The organism is Nostoc sp. DSM 114167 (assembly GCF_052692655.1).
Genome location: NZ_CP195116.1, coordinates 802,736 through 824,941 on the forward strand (window position 1 = coordinate 802,736; position 22,206 = coordinate 824,941).

The 22,206-nt window shown below is 41.5% G+C and carries 21 protein-coding genes and 1 pseudogene; 15 read left to right on the plus strand and 7 right to left on the minus strand.

The window, feature by feature from the left end:
• Window positions 1-107: 107 nt before the first annotated feature.
• Both NSTC731_RS03260 and NSTC731_RS03265 read left to right on the plus strand, forming a co-directional pair.
• Window positions 108-737 (plus strand): precorrin-8X methylmutase, encoded by a 630-nt coding sequence (locus NSTC731_RS03260; protein WP_289799093.1) that lies wholly within the window; start codon window positions 108-110, stop codon window positions 735-737.
• Window positions 738-841: 104 nt separating this feature from the next.
• Entirely contained in the window at window positions 842-2,257 is a 1,416-nt protein-coding gene (locus tag NSTC731_RS03265) for a right-handed parallel beta-helix repeat-containing protein (protein WP_445629607.1), read from the plus strand.
• Window positions 2,258-2,427: 170 nt separating this feature from the next.
• Here the strand turns inward: NSTC731_RS03265 and NSTC731_RS03270 are convergent, their stop codons facing one another.
• The 5 genes from NSTC731_RS03270 to NSTC731_RS03290 form a co-directional block, all read right to left on the minus strand.
• Window positions 2,428-3,114, minus strand: a complete 687-nt coding sequence (locus NSTC731_RS03270) for a phosphate ABC transporter permease (RefSeq protein ID WP_322709300.1) — start codon at window positions 3,112-3,114, stop codon at window positions 2,428-2,430.
• Between the two features lie 32 nt (window positions 3,115-3,146).
• Complete coding sequence (dapB, locus tag NSTC731_RS03275; RefSeq protein ID WP_445629608.1) at window positions 3,147-3,983, minus strand: 4-hydroxy-tetrahydrodipicolinate reductase; 837 nt, start codon at window positions 3,981-3,983, stop codon at window positions 3,147-3,149.
• Between the two features lie 575 nt (window positions 3,984-4,558).
• Entirely contained in the window at window positions 4,559-5,194 is a 636-nt protein-coding gene (locus NSTC731_RS03280) for a hypothetical protein (RefSeq protein ID WP_445629609.1), read from the minus strand.
• The gene (panB, locus tag NSTC731_RS03285) at window positions 5,191-5,961 is read right to left on the minus strand and encodes a 3-methyl-2-oxobutanoate hydroxymethyltransferase (protein WP_445629610.1); all 771 of its coding nucleotides are present in this window, start codon (window positions 5,959-5,961) and stop codon (window positions 5,191-5,193) included. Before panB ends, NSTC731_RS03280 begins: the two co-directional genes overlap by 4 nt.
• 101 nt (window positions 5,962-6,062) lie before the next feature.
• Window positions 6,063-7,169 (minus strand): ligand-binding sensor domain-containing protein, encoded by a 1,107-nt coding sequence (locus NSTC731_RS03290; RefSeq protein ID WP_322696507.1) that lies wholly within the window; start codon window positions 7,167-7,169, stop codon window positions 6,063-6,065.
• 866 nt (window positions 7,170-8,035) lie between these two features.
• On the opposite strand from NSTC731_RS03290, the gene NSTC731_RS03295 reads away from it, so the two are divergent.
• The 5 genes from NSTC731_RS03295 (at window position 8,036) to NSTC731_RS03315 (ending at window position 12,105) form a co-directional block, all read left to right on the plus strand.
• Window positions 8,036-9,466, plus strand: a complete 1,431-nt coding sequence (locus tag NSTC731_RS03295) for a form I ribulose bisphosphate carboxylase large subunit (protein ID WP_445629611.1) — start codon at window positions 8,036-8,038, stop codon at window positions 9,464-9,466.
• A 132-nt stretch (window positions 9,467-9,598) separates the two neighbouring features.
• Entirely contained in the window at window positions 9,599-10,006 is a 408-nt protein-coding gene (gene rcbX, locus NSTC731_RS03300; RefSeq protein ID WP_445629612.1) for a RuBisCO chaperone RbcX, read from the plus strand.
• Window positions 10,007-10,051: 45 nt separating this feature from the next.
• A complete protein-coding gene (locus NSTC731_RS03305; RefSeq protein WP_445629613.1) occupies window positions 10,052-10,381 on the plus strand; it encodes a ribulose bisphosphate carboxylase small subunit in 330 nt (109 codons plus the stop codon).
• A 473-nt stretch (window positions 10,382-10,854) separates the two neighbouring features.
• Entirely contained in the window at window positions 10,855-11,400 is a 546-nt protein-coding gene (gene psbP, locus NSTC731_RS03310; protein ID WP_445629614.1) for a photosystem II reaction center PsbP, read from the plus strand.
• Window positions 11,401-11,508: 108 nt separating this feature from the next.
• Window positions 11,509-12,105 carry a Maf family protein gene (locus NSTC731_RS03315; RefSeq protein ID WP_445629615.1) on the plus strand — a complete coding sequence of 199 codons (597 nt, stop codon included), beginning with the start codon at window positions 11,509-11,511 and terminating at the stop codon, window positions 12,103-12,105.
• 42 nt (window positions 12,106-12,147) lie between these two features.
• On the opposite strand, the gene NSTC731_RS03320 is transcribed toward NSTC731_RS03315, so the two are convergent.
• Window positions 12,148-12,378, minus strand: coding sequence for a hypothetical protein (locus NSTC731_RS03320; protein WP_445629616.1), 231 nt, complete (start codon window positions 12,376-12,378; stop codon window positions 12,148-12,150).
• 201 nt (window positions 12,379-12,579) lie between these two features.
• Between NSTC731_RS03320 and NSTC731_RS03325 the strand changes: the two genes are divergently transcribed.
• From NSTC731_RS03325 to NSTC731_RS03340, 4 genes are all read left to right on the plus strand, one after another.
• Entirely contained in the window at window positions 12,580-13,317 is a 738-nt protein-coding gene (locus tag NSTC731_RS03325; RefSeq protein WP_445629617.1) for a phycocyanobilin:ferredoxin oxidoreductase, read from the plus strand.
• 815 nt (window positions 13,318-14,132) lie between these two features.
• Window positions 14,133-15,557 carry an HlyD family efflux transporter periplasmic adaptor subunit gene (locus NSTC731_RS03330; RefSeq protein WP_445629618.1) on the plus strand — a complete coding sequence of 475 codons (1,425 nt, stop codon included), beginning with the start codon at window positions 14,133-14,135 and terminating at the stop codon, window positions 15,555-15,557.
• A 168-nt stretch (window positions 15,558-15,725) separates the two neighbouring features.
• Window positions 15,726-16,880, plus strand: coding sequence for an ABC transporter permease DevC (devC, locus tag NSTC731_RS03335; protein ID WP_445629619.1), 1,155 nt, complete (start codon window positions 15,726-15,728; stop codon window positions 16,878-16,880).
• Between the two features lie 126 nt (window positions 16,881-17,006).
• Entirely contained in the window at window positions 17,007-17,714 is a 708-nt protein-coding gene (locus NSTC731_RS03340) for a DevA family ABC transporter ATP-binding protein (protein WP_445632266.1), read from the plus strand.
• A 187-nt stretch (window positions 17,715-17,901) separates the two neighbouring features.
• On the opposite strand, the gene NSTC731_RS03345 is transcribed toward NSTC731_RS03340, so the two are convergent.
• The gene (locus NSTC731_RS03345) at window positions 17,902-18,726 is read right to left on the minus strand and encodes a hypothetical protein (RefSeq protein ID WP_445629620.1); all 825 of its coding nucleotides are present in this window, start codon (window positions 18,724-18,726) and stop codon (window positions 17,902-17,904) included.
• Between the two features lie 104 nt (window positions 18,727-18,830).
• Here NSTC731_RS03345 and NSTC731_RS03350 point away from each other — a divergent pair, with 104 nt between their 5' ends.
• The 4 genes and pseudogenes from NSTC731_RS03350 (at window position 18,831) to rpsB (ending at window position 21,993) form a co-directional block, all read left to right on the plus strand.
• Complete coding sequence (locus NSTC731_RS03350; RefSeq protein WP_445629621.1) at window positions 18,831-19,628, plus strand: HAD-IIB family hydrolase; 798 nt, start codon at window positions 18,831-18,833, stop codon at window positions 19,626-19,628.
• A gap of 50 nt (window positions 19,629-19,678) precedes the next feature.
• Window positions 19,679-20,442 (plus strand): annotated as a pseudogene (locus NSTC731_RS03355) (Uma2 family endonuclease).
• 373 nt (window positions 20,443-20,815) lie between these two features.
• Window positions 20,816-20,968: a hypothetical protein gene (locus NSTC731_RS03360; RefSeq protein WP_445629622.1), complete on the plus strand. Its 153-nt coding sequence runs from the start codon at window positions 20,816-20,818 to the stop codon at window positions 20,966-20,968.
• Between the two features lie 230 nt (window positions 20,969-21,198).
• Entirely contained in the window at window positions 21,199-21,993 is a 795-nt protein-coding gene (rpsB, locus tag NSTC731_RS03365) for a 30S ribosomal protein S2 (protein ID WP_445629623.1), read from the plus strand.
• The last annotated feature ends 213 nt before the right edge of the window (window positions 21,994-22,206 follow it).

The following is a 22,206-nucleotide window of genomic DNA, read 5'->3' on the forward strand; positions in this document are numbered from 1 at the left end:
GAGTAGTTAGGAGTGAATAGTTTAATTAACTTATAACTCCTAACTCTTAACTCTTAACTCTCTGAAGCTGATAAGCTGAAAGCTAATATTTGAGAAGCTCAACAAAAATGGAATGGCACGTAACTGATGCTCAAAGTTTAGCAATCATTGATAGTGAAATTGGCGATCATGTCTTTTCACCCGCAGAGTATGAGATTGTGCGTCGGGTAATCTACGCCACGGCTGACTTTGAGTATAAGTCTTTGATTCGCTTTTCTGAGCGTGCCTTGCAAGCTGGAGCAGCAGCGCTAGCCGCACGTACCACGATTGTGGTAGATGTCCCGATGGTACAAGTAGGTATTGCCTACGATATTCAAAATACCTTTGCGAATCCAGTGTATTGCAGCATGGAAGCTCTCACACGCCCTCAAAAAGAAAAGACTCGCGCAGCATGGGGAATAGAAACTTTAGCAAAGCGTTATCCAGAGGGAATTTTTGTGGTGGGTCAAGCCCAAACGGCTTTGACTGCACTGGTGGATTTAATTGAAGTTGAGGAAATTAGACCTGCTTTAATAATCGCAACTCCAGTGGGATTTGTAAATGTTGATGAAGCTAAAGAACGTTTACAAGACTCTCTAGTCCCTCACATTATAATTGACGGCCGCAAAGGTAATGCAGTTGTAGCAGCTGCGATCGTTGATGGGTTGGTAGACTTAGCTTGGCAAGCCTATGGACAAGATGGAAATCGGGGGAGCTAGGAAAGTCGACTCGATGATTATATTTTGTATCCAAAAGAGTATTCATCAATCATTGAATATCCTCATATTTTTCTGAAGTCGTGCCGTTCAAGGAGCCTTTTCTTGTGGTAATTCAAGCTTTCAATTTAAGTGCATATCTTACAATTCCTGTGGTATTAAGTCTTTTGGTTGATGGAGAAGGAATAAAAGTATCTTTAGTTAAAAACGTTCGTCAGGTATCTACTAACAAGGAAATTATCCTATCCAACCGTCAGCTAATTAGCACTACGGTAACTCCAAAAACATACTATGTTAGTGGTGCTGGAAATGACACAAATAGCGGACTCTCTATTTCATCCGCCTTTAGAACAATTCAAAAGGCAGCAAATCTGACTAACCCTGGCGATACAGTATTGATTATGAACGGAGTGTACACAAATTTAGGCAAAGCTGGTAGTGCAGTAAGTATTAGACGTTCTGGAACTGCAAATGCATGGATTAAGTATAAAGCATATCCCGGTCATTTCCCAAAAATTCAGCACAATACATGGAACGGTATCTCGATTTCAAATGGAGCTTCATACATCGAGATAAATGGGCTGGAGGTGATAGGAAATAATCGCAATATAACCCTTGATTATGCAATGAGTCAGAAGACTAACAAACAAAACCCGCTTACAAATGGAAACTGCATCAGTGTGGATGGACGAACAAATGGTCATAGTCGCCATATACGGATTGTCAACAACAAGGTACATAAGTGTGGAGGAGCAGGTATTTCAGCGATTGAATCGGATTATGTGACAATAGATAATAACGAAGTGTTCGATAATGCCTGGTATAGTGTTTATGGTAACAGTGGCATTTCAATTTTGAATAGTTGGAACTCTGACAATAAGCGGGGATACAAGATGTTTGTTACTAACAACAAAACCTACAACAATCGCATGTACATCCCTTGGATTGCAGTCGGAAAGATCACAGACGGTAATGGTATTATTATCGATAGTTCTAGAAACGATCAAAATAACTCCAAATTGGATGCATATAAAGGATACACTTTAGTTCAAAATAATCTTGCATTTAATAATGGTGGGTCAGGTATTCATGCATTTTTAAGCGAGCATGTTGATATTGTAAATAACACAGCTGTTTTAAATAATCAAAGTCCAGAACTTAATGGCGGGCAAATATTTGCTCATACATCATCTGATGTCAGAATTCTCAGGAACATTCTCTATGCTTATCCTGGAAAAAATATTAATAATAAGACTAAAAATAAAAACGTTATTTATGATTATAATATCTACATGAATAGTTCTAAGATAAATGTTAAAGGGCCTCACGATATTGTTGCAGGCTCACAATTTTTAAGCAAGTATCCCACTCTAAAAAAAATATCTGGCAATTGGAAATCGCGGTTAGATAAACAAAATCCGCCGACACAGCCTTATGTAGAATCTAAGTCGGCGGGTTTTGCCTGTGGGACAGTGACTTATCGCTTGCAAGGAAAACTCATCAAAGTGGGATGCTCTCGTTAGCAATCAGGCAGGAAATTCAGGATATGTGAAATAGAAGTCTATACTGCAATACGCTTGGGTGAAGGATTATTGGTGTAGACATTGGTCTTTCAAAACGCGATAAATCGCGTCTCTACATCTGGATTTTGTTGCTCATTCTGAACTGTATTGTCCTATAGCTAATTACCTTTTCAATCCTCTACTCTACGACGCCGCCGACGCGGCTTTTGTTGTTGGTCTTCACGCAAGCGACGACCGACTTCGTTAAAGAAATCTCGGCGCAGATAAGGATAATCGCTAACCCACAGGTCACGATTAGGAAAGTATATATCGCTAAATTCATCAATACTGCTCAAATCTGGGCGATTGGACATCACTACCATTTCTGCAATTTGACCGCGAGTAATAACTTTGTGGGCAGGACGTAATGGCGCTACAAACTCAATGCTAAATCCTGTATCATCACCTATCTCTAAATTTATCTGTTTTTCTCGGTTTTCTACAATCACCAATTCGCCTTTGTTGTTGACTGTTTCGGTTTTACCTATCAACTGGTCTGTAATCCACCAATCTAGGACTCGACCACGGAAAAAGCCGCCGTATTTATAACGGCGGCATTGTAAATTCCGCATACTTGCTTGAAACACTGGATACCACAGCCAAAAAAAAGCGCTAATTATCCCGAACACAAATACTATTGAAGCAAACTCAAGCTTGAAAATAACTGTTACAAGCAAAATAACAACTACCGCAACTACAGAAATTAACAGCCGTTGCAAAAAATTTGAGAACTTCCCCCAGTAATATTTGTACTGCAAACCAGTAGCAATTAGGGGGACAACTTGTTCAAATTTCTGGCGAGTCAGTGGTACTAACATGAGTGCTAAGTAATGAATGCCCAATAGTGAGTTTAAAGTATCTTTTCTAATCCATATACTAACGACTTTAACCCTAAGACTTTGCGAATTGCTAGTAGCACTCCTGGCATATAACAAGCGCGATCGCTCGTATCATGTCGTAAAGTATATATCTGTCCTGCTGCGCCAAAAATAACTTCCTGGTGGGCAATTAATCCCGGCAAGCGGACGCTATGAATTCTAATCCCTTCATCTGCGATACTGCCCCTTGCTCCTGGTAATTTTTCTGTTTCTTCTACCAGAGCAGGGTTAAAAGTTTTACCCAATTCTCCTAGCAACTGCGCTGTTTGAATGGCAGTACCACTGGGAGCATCAGCTTTTTGGTTGTGATGCAGTTCGATAATTTCCACATGGTCAAAATATTTAGAAGCTGCGATCGCAGCTTGTTGCAACAGTACCATGCCAATGGAAAAATTAGGAATAATTAGGCAACCAGTGCTAGCTTTGTCGGCAAAGTCTGCCAAATCTTGAATTTGTTCTGGACTTAACCCAGTAGTGCCGACTACAGGACGAATACCGTAAGCGATCGCACTGCGAATATTGTCATAAACTGAATCGGGATGAGTAAAGTCTACAATCACCCCTGGAGGAGACTGTCTGTCACCAGCCACATACCCCAACATCGGTTCTAATTGATTGGTAATTGGCACTTCCAAAGGTTCGCTTAAACCCGCCAACTCCCCGGCATCTTTATCTTGATGTTCTAAACTGTAGTCAATTGCACCCACTAGGTTTAAGTCAGGCGCTTGTGCCACCGCCTTAACCACCTCACGGCCCATTTTGCCAGCAGCACCGTTGACAATAACCGGTATAGGAGCTTGATTCGTCATAGGTCGAGAAATACTTTTTGAGTCAACAAGGGAATTGTAAAGACTTTCGCGATCTAGTAGCTAGCTTCTCAAATCTCTGGCTTAATTCCACCTACCTGAATTGTGCAGCTAATCGTTTAGTTTTTCTACTCCCCAAAACATCGGTTCTCGTTTTCATTGACTATCTCACCCAGTAACCCGTTTTATTTGCGGCTCGTACTGTTTTGATAAGTGTTCCTTATAAAATATATCAGCCTTTGTTTGTCAAGTCTAGTTGACTATTTGTAATATTATTGTTATATTTATTTACATAGCTTAGTAAAGCCCTAGAGTAAGCTGCATAGCTAAAATTGCACCTTGTCTATTTCCTATATAGTTTTGGTTGCATTGGGTGTTAACTAAGAAAAACAGACTTCGGTTTTGCAATATCCCATCGACATTTGGACTTCTCCCATCTACCTCGGCATTAAGTCGAGGTTTTTTATGTTCTCGATTAGCCCTTTATTTAACTTTTATTTAGTAGTTATTGTTGATTTAATTATTTAGGTTGCGGTACTACATTAAAAAAAGATTTAAAAATACTTCAGCAGTAGAACTCAGGGCAATTTCTCCCAAAGTGAAATCCAAATATTGAGTTCCTCGTTTGGAACAAAATCTTTACTCTTAGATAAATATTTAATGATTGATAACCGATTCTTAATCAACCTTAGTTTTCTGAAATCTTCAAGTTCGCTATCAAACTTTTTTTGAGTTTCTTCTTGATTCTTGGCTGCTAAAGCTTCTCTCCAATCTGCTGCTTTAGTTAATGCTTCTTGGTAGGAAATGTGTAAATTATCGAAAAACCAAGTAACAATCTGCTGTATATCGAGAACTGGATTTTCTGGAAAGGCACCAAATTTTACAATCATGTAAGCTCGTAATCCCATTAAAGAATTTAGATATAGCTCAGAAAAACTAGGATTATTTTCAGCTAAAAATTCGTAAACTGAAGTTGCTATCTCTGCCCAAGCAAGGCTTTCTGAATGAGATTCATTAAATTCTTCATTGGCTAGTTCTTGCGCTCTGAAAGTAGAGACTTCAGCTAAACCAAGCCAATTAAATTTTTCTGGTACTTGCTGTGGCTCTGCCCAAACCATTCTCAACCAAGCTTGTACTTGCTCTGGCTCTTTTTGAAGTAGAACTATTAAGAAATTTGTTGCTTCAGTTTCAGCCATAGTTAATGATGAAGTCAAGGAAACTTCCGGTCTCGCACTTCTGCGGCATAATCTTGGACGGCTTTGGTAATTGTCTCGCGTAGATTTGTGTAAACTTTGGCGAATGGTGGATGCTTCTGGGCCAGTCCAAGGACATCTGAAGTAACTAAAACTTGTCCATCGCAGTGAACTCCCGCACCAATACCAATTGTGGGAATAGTCAATTTTTGTGAAATCTGCATTGCTAAATCTGCGGGGATATGCTCTAAAACTAGAGAAAATACACCAGCTTGTTCGAGAGCGATCGCTTCTTGTAAAATCCTCTCACTGGCTTCTTGCGTCTTTCCTTGTTGTCGCAAACCCAGTTGATGTATTGATTGCGGTGTCAAACCCACATGACCCATGACCGGAATTCCGGCTTCTACCAAACGAGTCACAGTTTCAGCGATCGCAGGATAGCCACCTTCTAACTTTACCGCTTGAGCGCCCGTTTCCTTTAGTACCCGCCCAGCTGAGTGCATCGCTTGTTGGAGACTTTCTTGATACGTCAAGAATGGTAAATCTACTACTACTAATGCCCGTTTCACCCCACGGCGCACAGCTTTAGCATGATATATAATTTCATCTAAAGTAATTGGCAGTGTTGTTTCATACCCTAAAACTACTGCCATAGAGTCACCCACGAGGATTAAGTCTACACCAGCTGCGTCGAGGAGTTGAGCGATCGCATAATCCCAGGCAGTCAACGCCACAATTGAACGTCCCTGTTGTTTCCATTGAATTAATTGCTGGGTAGTGATTGCCATTGCCAATTTTAGATTTTAGATTTTAGATTTTGGATTTTTTGTCCTTTGTCTTCTGTCCTTAGCAAATGACTAATGACAAAGGACAAAGGACAAACGACTAATCATTTAACGGCGCGACTGAATGCAATATGGGGTTTTGCACTGTCTGTTTTGGGCATTAACCACGCTAGACCTTCACTAGTACCAATCCATAATTTATTGGCGATGTCAGGTGCAAGGGTAAGAACCCGACTAGAAGGAAGTCCAGCAACTTCTGGGTCTAATACGGCTCCTGTATTTGGATCTAATCGTAACAAACCATTATTAGTCCCGACCCAGACACTACCATCTTTAGCAAAACGTATCGCCGTTACATCACGCCCACGCAGACGAGTTACAGACCGCAACACTGCACCAGTTTTTGGGTTAATAACTAGCAAATTATTCGGCATTCCCGCCCAAATTAACCCTTCTGGACTAATAGCTAAAGCTTGTACAGTCGTCCCTGGTAAATCGGCTATTCGCTTCATAATCGCAGCACTAGCAGTATTTACCCGCACCAACCCATCCAGAGTACCAACCCACAATTGACCTTCAGCATCTAAAGTCAGGGCATTAGCACTGACACCAGGCAGATTTTTTAATGTTGTCATAATCAAGCCTTGGTCGGGACTAATGAGAGCTAAACCGCTATCAGTTCCAGTCCACAAATAACCCCGTTTGTCAAGTAACAGTGACAACACGCGTTTAGAAGGCAAAAATAAATTTTGGGCGGTGATTTCGTTAGTGCGGGGGTCAACTCGAACTAGTCCCTCATAACTTCCTACCCACAAACGTCCTACTTTGTCTTGGGCTAAAGCCCCAATGGCAACATTCGGTAAGCTAACACGAGAAATAATCTTGCCGGTTTTCGGATCGATCCGCGAGAGTCCCCGCCAAGAACCTACCCAAAGATTACCTGTAACATCTCCCAATAAATTACCGACACGATAATCAGTTTTTGGCGAATTTTCTTCAACTCCCCGCTCATCGGGCAAAGATTCTACTCGCGGTGGCGGTGCGGAAGCTGGGTAAGCAGGGGTTACATCAGATGAATTAATGTCAGGGGTTTTTTGCGCCCATCCCATATTTGGCAAAGCTATCAACCCCAGCAAGATAGAAGTAATTAATAAACTAGTACGCTTGTAAAACAATACCACGGTGACATTTCCTTTAAAGACAGTACCCATAGCATTTACCTCAACTGGCTTTGGGTTAATTTCAGTGTTCCCCTAGCTGGGATTTTTCAAACATTGGGGATTGGGAACACAACTCTTGGAGAGGCTATGCCAACGACAAGCAGTAGTTGAATCTCGACTTCGCTCGATTACCGCGCAGTCGAAACTCAGTGTATTGGTGGGAACTGGGGATTTTGCGATCGCCCTCATCTTTTCAGTTCTTTACAGTTATTAATGACATTTTGTAAAGTATTTGTAACAAAAAGTTTAAATCTTTATGTAATAACAAAATTAAATAGATAAGTTAAAAACTTTCAAAGAATAACTTATCGAATTCTTGATATATTGTGAAACAAGTTACAAATTACGTGGTGTGCAATTCTTTTATCTTTTGCTCACCACTCTGCTAAATCTCTGTCAAGTAAATTCTTTTCTGGTGTCTTTTCCGTCAAAGGGAAAGATATAAGGAGTGTAAAGGCGGGAATGTGTGCCAGCCAGCCCAATCCCCTGAATACCCGAATTTATGGGGGAATTATCTAAATCAAGCCGCAAAGTGCGGAAGTTTTGGTGAAATTGAGAAGAGAAGGTTTAGTTGGGTGCGAAGAAGAGGTAAAAAAGAATTTTGATTTTTAGCAAGAGGGAATAGTAGAAGCGCTAGGTCGTGTACCCCTAGAAGGGGAAAACACTGGTGAGGAGGGCTACCACCGCTATCCATTGTGTCCGCCGCAAAAAAACTGCTAACCTTTGCCAAAGGCAACTCCTAACAAAAAATTTTTCCGATCTTCCCCTCGCTCAGGGGGGCAAGAGCGGGGTGAGGGGAAGTTGCACAAAACGTGATTTGATAATTAACAAGAGTGATTTCAGGGAAGGATAAAATTATGTCTTACGCTCAAACGAAGACTCAGAGCAAATCTGGGTATCAAGCCGGGGTTAAAGATTACAGACTAACTTATTACACACCAGATTACACACCAAAAGATACCGATCTTCTAGCTGCGTTCCGTATGACACCTCAGCCTGGTGTTCCTCCCGAAGAAGCAGGTGCGGCTGTTGCGGCTGAATCCTCCACAGGTACTTGGACAACTGTGTGGACAGATTTGCTCACCGACCTCGATCGCTACAAAGGTCGTTGCTATGACATCGAACCAGTTCGGGGCGAAGACAACCAGTACATTTGTTACGTTGCCTATCCTTTGGACTTATTTGAAGAAGGCTCTGTAACCAACGTATTGACCTCAATTGTCGGTAACGTATTTGGTTTCAAAGCTCTACGGGCACTGCGTCTAGAAGACATCCGTTTTCCAGTAGCTTACATCAAGACCTTCCAAGGGCCTCCTCACGGTATCCAAGTTGAGCGCGATAAGTTAAACAAATACGGTCGTCCTTTGTTGGGTTGTACCATTAAGCCCAAATTGGGTCTTTCCGCTAAGAACTACGGACGCGCTGTATACGAGTGCTTACGCGGTGGTTTGGACTTCACCAAAGACGACGAAAACATTAACTCCGCACCATTCCAAAGATGGCGCGATCGCTTCTTGTTCGTCGCTGAAGCTATCAACAAATCTCAAGCAGAAACCGGTGAAATCAAAGGTCACTACCTAAACGTCACCGCTCCTACCTGTGAAGAAATGCTGAAGCGGGCTGAGTACGCTAAAGAACTCAAAATGCCCATCATCATGCATGACTACCTCACCGCAGGTTTCACCGCCAACACTACATTGGCTCGTTGGTGCCGCGATAACGGTCTATTGCTGCACATTCACCGTGCGATGCACGCTGTAATTGACCGTCAAAAGAACCACGGTATTCACTTCCGTGTATTGGCTAAAGCTCTACGTTTGTCTGGTGGCGACCACATCCACACTGGTACAGTAGTTGGTAAGTTGGAAGGTGAGCGCGGCATCACAATGGGCTTCGTTGACCTGTTGCGTGAAAACTACATTGAGCAAGACAAGTCTCGTGGTATCTACTTTACCCAAGACTGGGCTTCTCTACCTGGTGTAATGGCAGTTGCTTCTGGTGGTATCCACGTATGGCACATGCCCGCGCTAGTAGAAATCTTTGGTGATGACTCCGTACTACAGTTCGGTGGTGGTACTCTGGGACACCCTTGGGGTAACGCTCCTGGTGCAACTGCTAACCGCGTTGCCTTAGAAGCCGTTGTTCAAGCTCGTAACGAAGGCCGCAACTTGGCTCGTGAAGGTAACGATATCATCCGTGAAGCTGCCAAGTGGTCTCCTGAACTGGCTGCTGCTTGCGAACTGTGGAAAGAAATCAAGTTCGAGTTTGAAGCAATGGATACCGTCTGATCTGGGTTAACAGTTAAGAGTTAAGAGTTAGAAGTAGAGACGCGATTCATCGCGTCTGTACTAGAGTTAGGATTTGCAGTAATTCATAACTCATAACTCATAACTCATAACTCTTCACGGCTGGGGTCAAGCATGAATCTTAAGCAAATTGCGAAGGACACAGCCAAAACTCTCCAAAGCTATCTGACTTATCAGGCTCTAAGGACAGTATTGGCACAGCTAGGCGAAACTAATCCGCCATTAGAACTTTGGTTGCATAACTTTTCGTCTGGCAAAATTCAAAATGGTGAGTCATTCATTGAGCAACTGTTGCGAGAAAAACCAGATTTGGCTTTGCGAATCATGACTGTCAGAGAACACATTGCGGAAGAAATTGCAGAATTTTTACCGGAAATGGTTCGCACTGGCATTCAGCAAGCCAACATGGAGCAGCGTCGCCAGCATTTAGAACGCATCACACAAATAGACACATCTAACCCCAGTCTGCAACCAGAACATCAAACACCTTCAGATCGAGATTTGGATAACTTATCCAATTAGTTCGGTCAATCTACTAGTAAAAATCGCAACCCATTATCAAAAGCTATGCAAACTTTACCAAAAGAGCGTCGTTACGAAACCCTTTCTTATCTTCCCCCTCTGTCTGATGCTCAAATCTCTAAACAAGTCCAGTACATCTTGAATCAAGGTTACATTCCTGCGATCGAATTTAACGAAACTTCTGAGCCAACAGAATTATATTGGACAATGTGGAAGCTGCCTTTGTTTGGTGCTAAATCTACTCAAGAAGTATTGAGCGAAGTTCAAGGATGCCGCTCTCAATTTAACAACAGCTATATCCGTGTTGTGGGTTTTGACAACGTCAAGCAGTGCCAAGTTCTCAGCTTTCTGGTTCACAAACCCAACAGATACTAAGTCTAGTTAGTTGGAATTAATTATGGGATAGTTGAAGTAACTTGTCTATCCCTGTATAGGAGAGGTAGAATTATCTGCCTCTCTTTTTTATGGAACAGAATTCAGGAGCCAGAATTTAGTTGGGAATTCTGTACGCTGACGGATAGTGTAAAGCCTTCTCTTCTCCTGTCGGAGACGCTTCTCTACCAGAAACGTCTTGATTCTGATACCAATTCAATTAATGATTACAACACATCCTTGGGTAAAGACGCGATGAATCGCGTCTCTACAAATGGTCTATTTGTCACATTCTTTTTTCAAATTGGTATGACAATTCTGACTCCTGAATTCTTCTTCAAAATTAGGCGTTAGGGAACATAAGCATTTATACTTACCATCTAATACATTATCCGAAGCGTCCCGGTTGGTGGGAGAATAAAGACGAGAAATGATGCAAGCCTTGTGTTATCTCCAGCCCAAAGGAATCTGTAGAAATGTGGAAACGAATTGTATTAATTTTGCTATTGGTGTTGAGCTTCAGTCTGAGTAATTCGGATGTAGCGGTTGCGGCTGGACTTAAAAGCTTTGTAGACAGTGGTGATGGCTATCAGTTTTTATATCCTAACGGCTGGCTGCCAGTTAAAGTTGCCAATGGCCCAGATGTGGTTTTCCACGATTTGATTGAGGTGTCTGAAAACGTTTCGGTTGTGATTAGCCCAGTTCCTGAAGGCAAAACTTTGTCAGAATTGGGAACCCCAACAGAAGTAGGATACAAATTAGGAAAAGCAGCTCTTGCGCCTCCCGATTCTGGTCGTTCGGCTGAATTAGTCAATGCTGCCCAGCGAGAAGTAGATGGTAAAACATATTACCTTTTAGAGTATGAGGTTAAACTCCCCAATCAACAACAACGACACAACATCGCCAGCGTTGCTGTGAGTCGTGGTAAACTTTTTACCTTCAACGCCTCAATTCCTGAAAAACGCTGGCAGAAAGTTAAACGAATGATTGATGAGGTCGTTAATTCTTTTTCTGTTTATTAATTAGGGAGTAGGGAATGGGGAATGGGGAATTGGGAATGGGGAATAAGAAAGAAACTTAATTACAATGCCCAATGCCCAATGCCCAATTAACAATTTTTCTAAAATCTCATGAAAATTCCACCTTTTGTACTAGCTTCAGCTTCTCCAGCCCGACGCCGCTTGCTGCAAACTGTTGGTATTGAACCAATAGTTCAACCTAGTGACTTTGATGAGTCGCAAATTGAACTAAGTGAACCAGCAGAATTGGTCAAAACTCTTGCCCAGTATAAAGCAGAAACTGTAGCCCCACAGTTTCAATCAGCTTTGATTATGGGTTGTGATTCAGTTTTGTCCATCAATGGTGAAATTTATGGCAAACCAGCAGACTTCTCGGAAGCGATCGCTCGTTGGCAGATAATGCAAGATAACTTTGGCGACTTGTACACAGGTCACGCCTTAATTGACCATCAGCAAAACCGTACTTTAGTCAAGTCAAGAGTTACAAGAGTTTACTTTGCTCAAATGAACGAGAAAGCAATTAAAGCTTATGTTGCCACAGGTGAACCGCTCAAGTGTGCTGGTGCTTTTGCCATTGAGGGTTTTGGAAGTTTCTTTGTAGAAAAAATTGAAGGCTGCCACAGCAATGTAATTGGACTCAGTTTACCTCTGCTGCGGCAGATGTTAAGTGAATTGGGATACGATGTCACTGATTTCTGGCAGGAATAGTCATCTGTCTAAAGTCAATAACCAATGACTAATGACTAATGACTAATAACTAAATTGCCTGATATTGAGTATTGCCTCTCCATGATCTGGAATCCAGGCTAGCCACTCATCTGCTGAAACCGGACACAATAAAAGTGCTTCGTCAAAACTAAAGGGGTTGGGAAGTTGCAAAAGGTTTACCCAAGTAGAAGCTTTGAACCTCTGTAAGCCTTCGAGATTATTGTGCTTTCTTGTATATACAGCAAAATCCGGTTTATAAGAATCTAGTTTCATAGCTTTCTATTAGCCTTCACAAATGGGCTAATCTAAAATTATTTCTGTAACCTAGACTACAAAATAAATAATCCTTGTGAAAAGTATCTGTCTTATAAATTTACGTTGGCTGAGTGTAAGTGTTTGCTTATATTGCAGACCACAACAGGTATGGCACGACAGGTTGTAGACTGGCCATTAGATCGCATTCCCAACTAGAATATGTCATTTACTTCTATGCCCTCGCTGCGCGAGCAACAACATCCCCTAATTCGTCAGCTAGCTGATTGTATTGAGGCAGCTTGGCATCAGCACCTAGATTTATCCCCTTACTATTTGCCTAATGAGTTGGGGTATGTGGAAGGTAGATTAGAAGGCGAAAAACTGACGATTGAAAACCGTTGCTATCAAACGCCCCAGTTTCGGAAAATGCACTTGGAACTGGCAAAAATCGGCAATATGCTGGATATTTTGCACTGCGTCATGTTTCCCCGTCCAGAATACAACCTGCCGATGTTTGGTTGTGATTTAGTTGGGGGTAGAGGTCAAATTAGTGCAGCGATCGCAGACCTTTCTCCTATTCAAGTAGAACGCACCTTACCAGAATCTTATACTTCGGCACTGACACAGCTAACAGTGCTTAACTTTTCCCAACCCCGTGAATTACCAGAATGGGGAAATATTTTTTCGGATTTCTGCATCTTTGTCCGCCCCAGTTCCCCTGAAGAAGAAACAATGTTTCTCTCGCGGGTGCGAGAATTTTTAGACATTCATTGCATCCAAGCGATCGCCTCACATCCTGTTTCAGTTGAACAAGTCACCCAAAATCTCGCCGGACAACACAACTACTGCACCAAACAGCAGCAAAACGATAAAACCCGCCGCGTACTTGAAAAAGCCTTTGGCCCAGCTTGGGCAGAAAATTATATGACCACAGTTTTATTTGACCTCCCAACTTAATCATCTCCTCCATCACCCTCATCTCCCCCATCTGTAGGTTCTGCTACGTTTTCAGCTAACGGATAAATGTAGAATTCATTCAACGAGAGTTTTATGGAGTTCCAAAACAGCAACAGGGAGAATAGCAAGGTCTTTGAAGCGAATATCACAAAATGGTTTGTTGTCTTGGTAAGTGCAAACAACTAGAGACAGCTAACTCATCGACCAGAAAGTTAAGGAAACTCTGATGTTAGGAATGTTCAAGTTGATAGACATTTTTTAGTTAGTTAATCGTTGATTCACTTAAGGAAGACTAACTTTTGTAGCAAGATTGTGTCTAACAAAGGCAACAGTCTATTTTTGATGTTTCTTTTCAATTTTGTGACTAACTATAGCTGTAGTGAATGTAGCAGTAAAGTACCGCATCATACCAATTGAGAATTTTTTATAAAGATGCGATATATCGCATCTCTATATCTAGATTCATACTGCTTGTGAATTCTGCTAACTCCGATTGTACTCATGTCTCAATAATACTCAGAGTTATTGAATAACCAGCTACTATAGCATTTCTCAGTTTCAATACAGACCTAACCCCGCCCCTTAGTAAGCCTCAAAGCCGTTTGGAGAAAGGTCAAAGTGTATTGCATACATAATGAGCGGTTATAGAAAACACCATTTTGTTAAGCCATAGTGTTGAACGTTCATCACACAATCGATTTTTAAGCCATACCCAGCTTGAAACCACGTTGTTTGTCCTAACAGCTGGCTGTTGATTAAAAACCTTTTTATTTATTACTTCCATTAGCACAATTCAGGTAAATGGGCAACATATTATGTCAAGGGTGACTGAAAAGCCGAAACCAAGTGAACAAACACTAAATCATGAACAACCTAAGATTTGGTGGGGTATCGCTGTAGCCGTGCCAGTAGTAATCGCCGCTGGCATACTAGGTACGGCTAAAATCGAGCAGTTAAGAAAACTAACTACATCCGCACCCGTAATGCCATCTACCAATAGCATTAGTGCTGTAGGGCGTTTGGAACCGCGAGGCGAAGTTGTTAAATTGTCCGCCCCATCATCAGGATTAGCACCATCATCACGAATTCAGCAACTTCTGGTGAAAGAGGGCGAACAGGTAAAGCAAGGTCAAATTGTGGCAATTTTAGACAACCGCGATACCCAAGTAGCCGGACTACAAGAAGCAAAAGCGAAAGTCCAAGAAGCCCGTGCGAATTTAGCGCAAGTCAGGGCTGGCTCTCCAAGGGATATTCAAGCTCAAAGAGCAGTTATTGCTCGCCTACAAGCGCAGTTAATTGGCGAAAGGAATGCAGCGCAAGCAACGATCGCAAGGGTTGCAGCTCAGTTAAGCGGTGATAAACTTGTCCAACAAGCAACCGTGAATCGCCTAGAAGCTGAACTTAGTGGGCAAAGAGATGCTCTAAGAGCAACGGTTGTACGTATTCAAGCCGAACAGCGCAATGCTCAAGTCGATGCCGGACGCTATGATTATTTATACAAAGAAGGTGCTATTTCTCAGCAAGAACGAGACAGAAGACGCTTGAGTGCAATAACTGCTAATCAGCAGGTGGCTGAAAGCCAAGCTACCTTAAAGCAGACATTAGCAACTTTGCGACAGCAACTTGCTGAGGCTAGAGCCAACCAAATACAAAATTTAGCAACTTTGCAACAGCAGTTAATCGAAGCTAAAGTTAACCGCGATAAAACTGTCGCAACTTTGCAAAGACAAATCGATGAAGAAAAGGCCAAACTAAGCAGAATTTTAGATGTTAGTCCTACCGATGTGCAAGTAGCGCAAGCCCAAGTTAGTAATGCGATCGCAAATGTCAGAAAAGCCGAAGCAGAACTGAGATTGAGCTACGTTCAAGCACCAATCGCTGGAGAGATTTTAAAGATTTACACCAAATCGGGTGAAGCGATCGGCGCAAATGGCATTGCTGAACTTGGCCAAACCAAGCAAATGTTTGTAATTGCTGAAGTTGCTGAAGACAGCATTGCTAAAGTGCGTCTTGGTCAAAATGCTACTATCACCAGTGATAACGGCGCATTTAGCGGCGAATTAAAGGGAACTGTCACTGAAATTGGCAGAAAAATTGGTAAAAAAGATGTACTGAATACAGATCCAGCCGCAGATGTAGATGCCAGAGTTGTAGAAGTTAAAATTGCTCTGTCTCCAGAAGATAGCCAGAAAGTTTCTGGTTTAACTTACGCCAAAGTTCTTGTGGATATTAATAACTAATTAAGTTATAGGTGAGCAGTAATTCCAATCCATAATTTGATATTTTGGATTAAAAATATGATTCAATAGTCTGTTTAATCAATTTTAAACATTCTATCAATCCGGTACGGGTGTCACCATAATGGGTTGAAAATCTAAAATCGCTACACTTGTTGAGACGCCTATAAAATGAATCAAAAAATACCTCTGTCGTGGCTACAACTGACAAGGGAAAAAACTCGCCTAGCTGTGGCATTAGCAGGAATTGCTTTTGCCGATATTTTAATGTTTATGCAACTCGGCTTTCGAGATGCTCTGTATTATAGTAACGTTAGATTTCATAACAGCTTACAAGGCGATATTGTTTTAATTAATAGTCAATCTAACGCTATATTGGCGATGAGAAGCTTTTCTCAGCGACGATTATATAAAGCCTTAGAATTACCCGCAGTTCAATCTGTACATCCGATCTATTTGGACTTTACAATCTGGAAAAATCCTGTAACCGGGCGTCCTCGGAGTATCCTAGTTTTTGGAATGAACCCAGAAACTAACTTAGTTAACTTACCTGGAGTTCAGGAAAATTTAGATAAACTTAAACTACCTGATGTAGTTCTATTTGACCGTTCTTCTAGGGTAGAGTATGGGCCGATCGCTGCTAATTATGACCAAGGAAAGCCTGTAACGGCAGAAGTCCGAAGGCGGCGAGTTAAAGTAGAAGGACTCTTTACATTAGGTGCATCATTTGGTGCAGATGGTAATTTAATTACGAGCGATATCAACTTTCTGCGAATATTTAGCAATCGCCAAAAAGGATTAATTGATATTGGGCTAATTAGATTAAAGCCGGGAGCAGATGCTAATGTTGTGGCCCAACAATTACGAAAGTATTTACCTAATGAAGTAAATGTTTTAACTAAACAAGAATTTATTGATTTTGAGCGGAGTTACTGGGCGAATAGTACAGCTATTGGCTTTATTTTCACATTAGGGACTGTTATGGGTTTCATTGTGGGGACTGTAATTGTTTATCAAATTCTTTATACAGAAGTTGCAGACCACTTAGCCGAGTACGCTACCCTTAAGGCGATAGGTTATACACAAAACTATTTATTGACAGTTATTCTTCAAGAAGCTTTATTATTAGCAGTTTTAGGATATTTTCCTGGAATAGTTTTTGCCTTATTTATGTATAACAGTGCCAGAAATGCCACACTTTTACCAGTTTTTATGAGTTTTGAGCGGGCTGTAATGGTATTGATTTTGACTATGCTGATGTGCATTATTTCTGGTGCGATTGCAGTTAGAAAATTACGCTCTGCCGATCCAGCAGATATTTTTTAACTAATCTAATTTTAATTAAAAAATATTAATAATAAATTGGGCTTATGCTCATAACTAGCAAATTTAATTTCTGACAGTCACTAAAGTTAAAATTTGAAATACTAATTTACAACTAACAAAAGCATGATGGAAAAAGAACCTGTAATCGCCATTAAAAATCTCAATCACTTCTATGGCAAAGGCGCACTGAGAAAACAGATATTATTTAATATAAACCTAAACATTTATCCAGGTGAGATTGTGATTATGACCGGGCCATCAGGTTCAGGTAAAACAACATTACTGAGCTTAATTGGTGGTTTGCGGTCTGTACAAGAGGGAAGTTTAAAATTTTTAGGTGAAGAACTTATTGGCGTCAGTCAAAACAAATTAGTGCAGATGCGACGCAACATTGGTTATATTTTCCAAGCTCACAATTTGCTAGGGTTCTTGACAGCCAAGCAAAATGTGCAAATGGCGGTAGAATTGAACGATAATATTTCTCAAGCAGAAGCAATGGCTAAATCTAAAGCTATGCTGGGGTCTGTTGGTCTAGAAGAACGAGTTGATTACTACCCAGATAATCTTTCTGGTGGACAAAAGCAAAGAATTGCGATCGCCCGCGCCTTGGTGAATCGTCCCCCCTTGGTACTAGCAGACGAACCAACAGCAGCATTAGATAAACAATCAGGACGCGATGTCGTGGAAATAATGCAGAGTCTAGCCAAAAATCAAGGAACTACTATCTTATTGGTGACACACGACAACCGTATTTTAGACATAGCCGATCGCATCGTCGAAATGGAAGATGGTCTTTTAACCCGTAATTCCCCCAATACAGTTATTCAGTCATGATTTTTAGTCATTTGTCCTTTGTTCTTTGTCATTTTGCTCATTTAGCTAGTAACTCTTGACTAATGACCATTGACCAATACTTTTCTACGAGAGGCTGCGTCAACGATAAAGCTTAGTACAAGTGTCCGATAATGACCAATGACCAATGACCAATGACTAATGACCAATGACCAATGACAACCATAATTTATTGTCTAGCCGAGCCTGATTTTTTAATTCCGGGTGACTTTGGTGGAGTTGGAGTATTTGGTTGGCGACTAGTACGAAAAGTTACATTCACGCCTTCATTCGATTGTTCTAGCACTAGTAAAGGCGTAGGTTTAGCCTTTTGATCCCAATGCATGGTAGCAATCCGACCTTGAATTATTGGTTGCCAACTATCTTCGTCTTCTATCGGGCTTAAATAAGTTTCTATACAATCAATAATTTGACTAATAGTTGCAGAAGTTGCTTGCGTCGGTAATTTCATTAACTTGATTTGAATCCGAAACAGCACCCGTTTAGCAGAATTTCCTGGACTACCAGTTTCATACTCGACATCAAAAATTTCATCTACTTGTCGTCCAGCACTATTAGCAATTCCAACCGATCCCTGTTGGGCTTGACTTGGACGCAGGGCTTGAGAAATTTTTTCTTTGATCTGAATCTTTATTTGATTAAGAATTGCAAAGTGAAACACCTCCTCTGACATCCGCATCCGCAGATAATCCAGGTTAAAGTCCCGTGAGTTCACCAAATCGGGATTAGTTTCCATTTTGCGAATTGTTTCCAGCGCCAACTTAAACTTTTTCTCTAATTCTCGTGCGCGGAATTGTTCAAACTTAAGTTTTTTCTCCAGCTTATCCTTCTGGAGTTTAATATACACAATCAAAGCAATCACCACTAAAGCCAGTCCTCCAGAAGTTACCAACAATAATGGTGGCATTTGAGGATTACTTGCTGGCACTTCCTGGGATGCCTTTTTAGTAGCCTTTTTCCCAGAGGATTGGGCAAGAAACATTGAAGTGGACATGGTGGGAAACTGAAAAACTTGACTCCTGATGTTTAGGATGCCCAAATCTTTAAGGTCATCTTGCTGTATGATTAATATTTTTTACAGCCTTTTACAAACCGTATATGTCCAGAGATTTGAGCCTCGCTCCCCTATCTGAGGTTTCATCTACAAACTTGAGCAAGATTCGTCTGATAGCCACAGATATGGATGGCACCTTGACTAGACGAGGAAAATTTACTCCCGCACTGCTACAAGCTTTAGAGGATTTAGCAGCAGCTGCCATTAAAGTTCTAATTGTCACTGGACGTTCGGCTGGATGGGTAAGTGGATTGAGTAGTTTGATGCCAGTGGCAGGTGGGATGGCAGAAAATGGCGGTTTGTTCTTTCCACCTGGAAATCAGAAACCAATAGTCTTAACACCCATTCCTGATTTAGTTCAACATCGCCAGCACTTGGCTACGACTTTTGAGAATTTACAAACTAAATTTCCCCAAATCCAAGAATCTGCTGATAATCGCTTTCGCGTCACCGACTGGACTTTTGATGTAGCTGGTTTGCGTGAAGACGAACTACAAACCCTAGATAATCTCTGTCAACAAATGGGTTGGGGATTTACCTATAGCAACGTGCAGTGTCACATTAAACCTCAAGGACAAGATAAAGCAGTGGGATTATTGCAAGTATTGCGCGAATATTTGCCCCAGTACTCACCAGAACAAATTGTGACTGTTGGCGATAGTCCCAATGATGAAAGTTTATTCGATCGGCGTTATTTTCCTGTTTCTGTAGGCGTGGCTAACGTGCTGGAATATGTGAATCAATTGAAATATCAGCCTGCTTACATTACCACTGCTGCCGAAGGGGAAGGATTTTGTGAGTTATCTAGTTATATTTTGAAAAGCTTGCACATCTCAACTTAGAGAGAAGTAGAGTTGTTCTACAATAATCTCGTAGCACTGAAATTACAACCATGACGGCTACTTTACCTGTTAGTGTCGAATCAGAAATCTTCTACCCCAGTGCTGATGGTCAACCAGTGGCAGAAACCTACGACCACCTTTATGCTTTACTAACTACCTTAGAAGTCCTGAAACAGTATTTGGCAAATCGTCAGGCAACAGTATTAGGAAATCAATTTCTTTACTATGCACAGGGTTTTCCGAAGTTGCGGGTAGCCCCAGATGTAATGGTAATTTTTGATGTTACACCTGGCGGTCGAGACAACTATAAAATCTGGGAAGAAGGTCAAGTACCCACAGTTATTTTTGAAATGACATCTTTTGGAACTAAGGGACAAGACGAAATCTTCAAAAAGACCCTCTATGAGCAGCTAGGTGTCAAAGAATACTGGCTATTTGACCCTAAAAGCGAGTGGGTGGAACAACAGTTACGTGGCTATCGCCTGCGGGGAGAAATCTACGAACCTATACAGGATGGACGCAGTGAACCCTTACAACTGCGCTTGGTAGTTGAGGGAAGGCTAATTGGGTTTTATCGAGAAGATACCGGGGAAAAATTACTGATCCCTGACGAACTGGCACAGGCTTTAAGGCAGGAAGTTTTAGCAAGACAGCAGCAGAAGAACTGGTAGAACAAGAACGCCAACGAGCTGAACAAGAACGCCAACGAGCTGAACAAGCAGAATTGCAAATAGAACAGTTAAAGGTAAGGTTGCGTTCGCCCTTGGCGTTGGCGCAGCCATCGCTCAATGTAGACACCGATACTATTGAGTAACACGCACCAGAAGTTGCTATAGCTACGTGCATCGTAGACGTACTAGGTGTTATAAACAAGTAGACAATTTGTTACCTGTGTGTTTGCCACATTTATTACTTGAGACAGAATACAATAGATGAATCTCTAGCGCGTTTCAATCTAGCAAGTCTCAACAATACTGATTTTATAGAGAAGACTGTTTTATACAGTCATTCGCAAGCAAAACTGAATCAAAGGATAAATAAACCGCCAGCCTTTTAAGAACCCTGAGACGCTAAGAGACTAATAGATACTTGAAGCAGAGATTGGTGTTTTATTTCTAACTTCCACTAAAAAGTCCAAGACCAATGTCAAGTCAAGAATTTACCTTTAAATATTGAGGTATAAAATTATGCAAGAAATTGAAAGATTCTTTGGCAACTTGTTCAGTGGCATAATCAACCGCTTTAAGTATTCTGCGATGGACGCTGCCGATCGCAAAATGAGAGAAACCATCGACGATCAGATCGAACAACGGCGACAAAAACCTAAACCCGAAGATTGAGAAGACCGCTAGTAGACCTTTAAAACAGCAAGATTTTCATTAATAGTGCTGCCCAATTGTTGAGTAGGCAGCGCTATTTTCTTGGACTCACTCGATCCAGCAACTACAACTCTTCAGAATATGTTAACCTAGTATGGTTAACTAATCTCGCACATCTAAGAATTCGGGTGTTTCCCGATTGGGAAATACACTTGGATGGAGGTTTAACCCGAATCGGAGTTGAAAAATATATGCCAGTAGTTTCATTGGCTCAAATGATGGAGTCAGGGGTTCACTTTGGGCATCAGACCCGGCGTTGGAACCCAAAAATGTCTCCTTACATTTATACTTCCCGCAATGGTGTACATATTATCGACTTGGTGCAAACTGCCCAGTTGATGGATAATGCTTACAACTACATGCGATCGCACGCAGAACAAGGGAAGAAATTTCTTTTTGTCGGTACTAAGCGCCAAGCAGCTGGAATTATTGCCCAAGAAGCTAGCCGTTGTGGTTCCCACTACATTAACCAACGCTGGTTGGGCGGAATGTTGACCAACTGGGCAACCATCAAAACACGGGTTGACCGTCTGAAAGATTTAGAACGCCGTGAGGAAACTGGCGCACTAGATTTATTACCGAAAAAAGAAGCATCAATGCTACGTCGGGAAATGACGAAGCTTCAGAAATACTTGGGCGGTATTAAGACAATGCGAAAAGTGCCCGATATCGTGGTAATCGTAGACCAACGCCGGGAATATAACGCAGTTCAAGAATGCCAAAAGCTGAATATTCCCATTGTGTCCATGTTGGATACAAACTGTGACCCCGATGTAGTAGATATCCCCATCCCCGCAAACGACGATGCTATCAGGTCAATTAAGCTGATAGTCGGAAAATTGGCAGATGCCATTTATGAAGGTCGTCATGGTCAGCTGGATGTTGAGGATGATTACGAAGATTACGACGGTAGTGAGTATGACGATGACTACGAAGAAAGCGAATATACTGATGCCGTAATTCCCGACGAGGAAACAGAAGAATAGTGCTGAGTCTTGAGTGCTAAGTCCTGAGTAAGATAGAAAGACTCAGCAAATTGAATAGTGCTGAGTCTTGATTTTTGAAGTTGTAAGTTGTGATTTGTCAATGAAGAATAAAATTGATAACTGAACGCTCAAAACTCAGCACGGGCTAAACGCCCCGCTAACGCTAACAAAACTCAGTACTCAGTACTAAATTAAGTGATTACAACTCGAGGT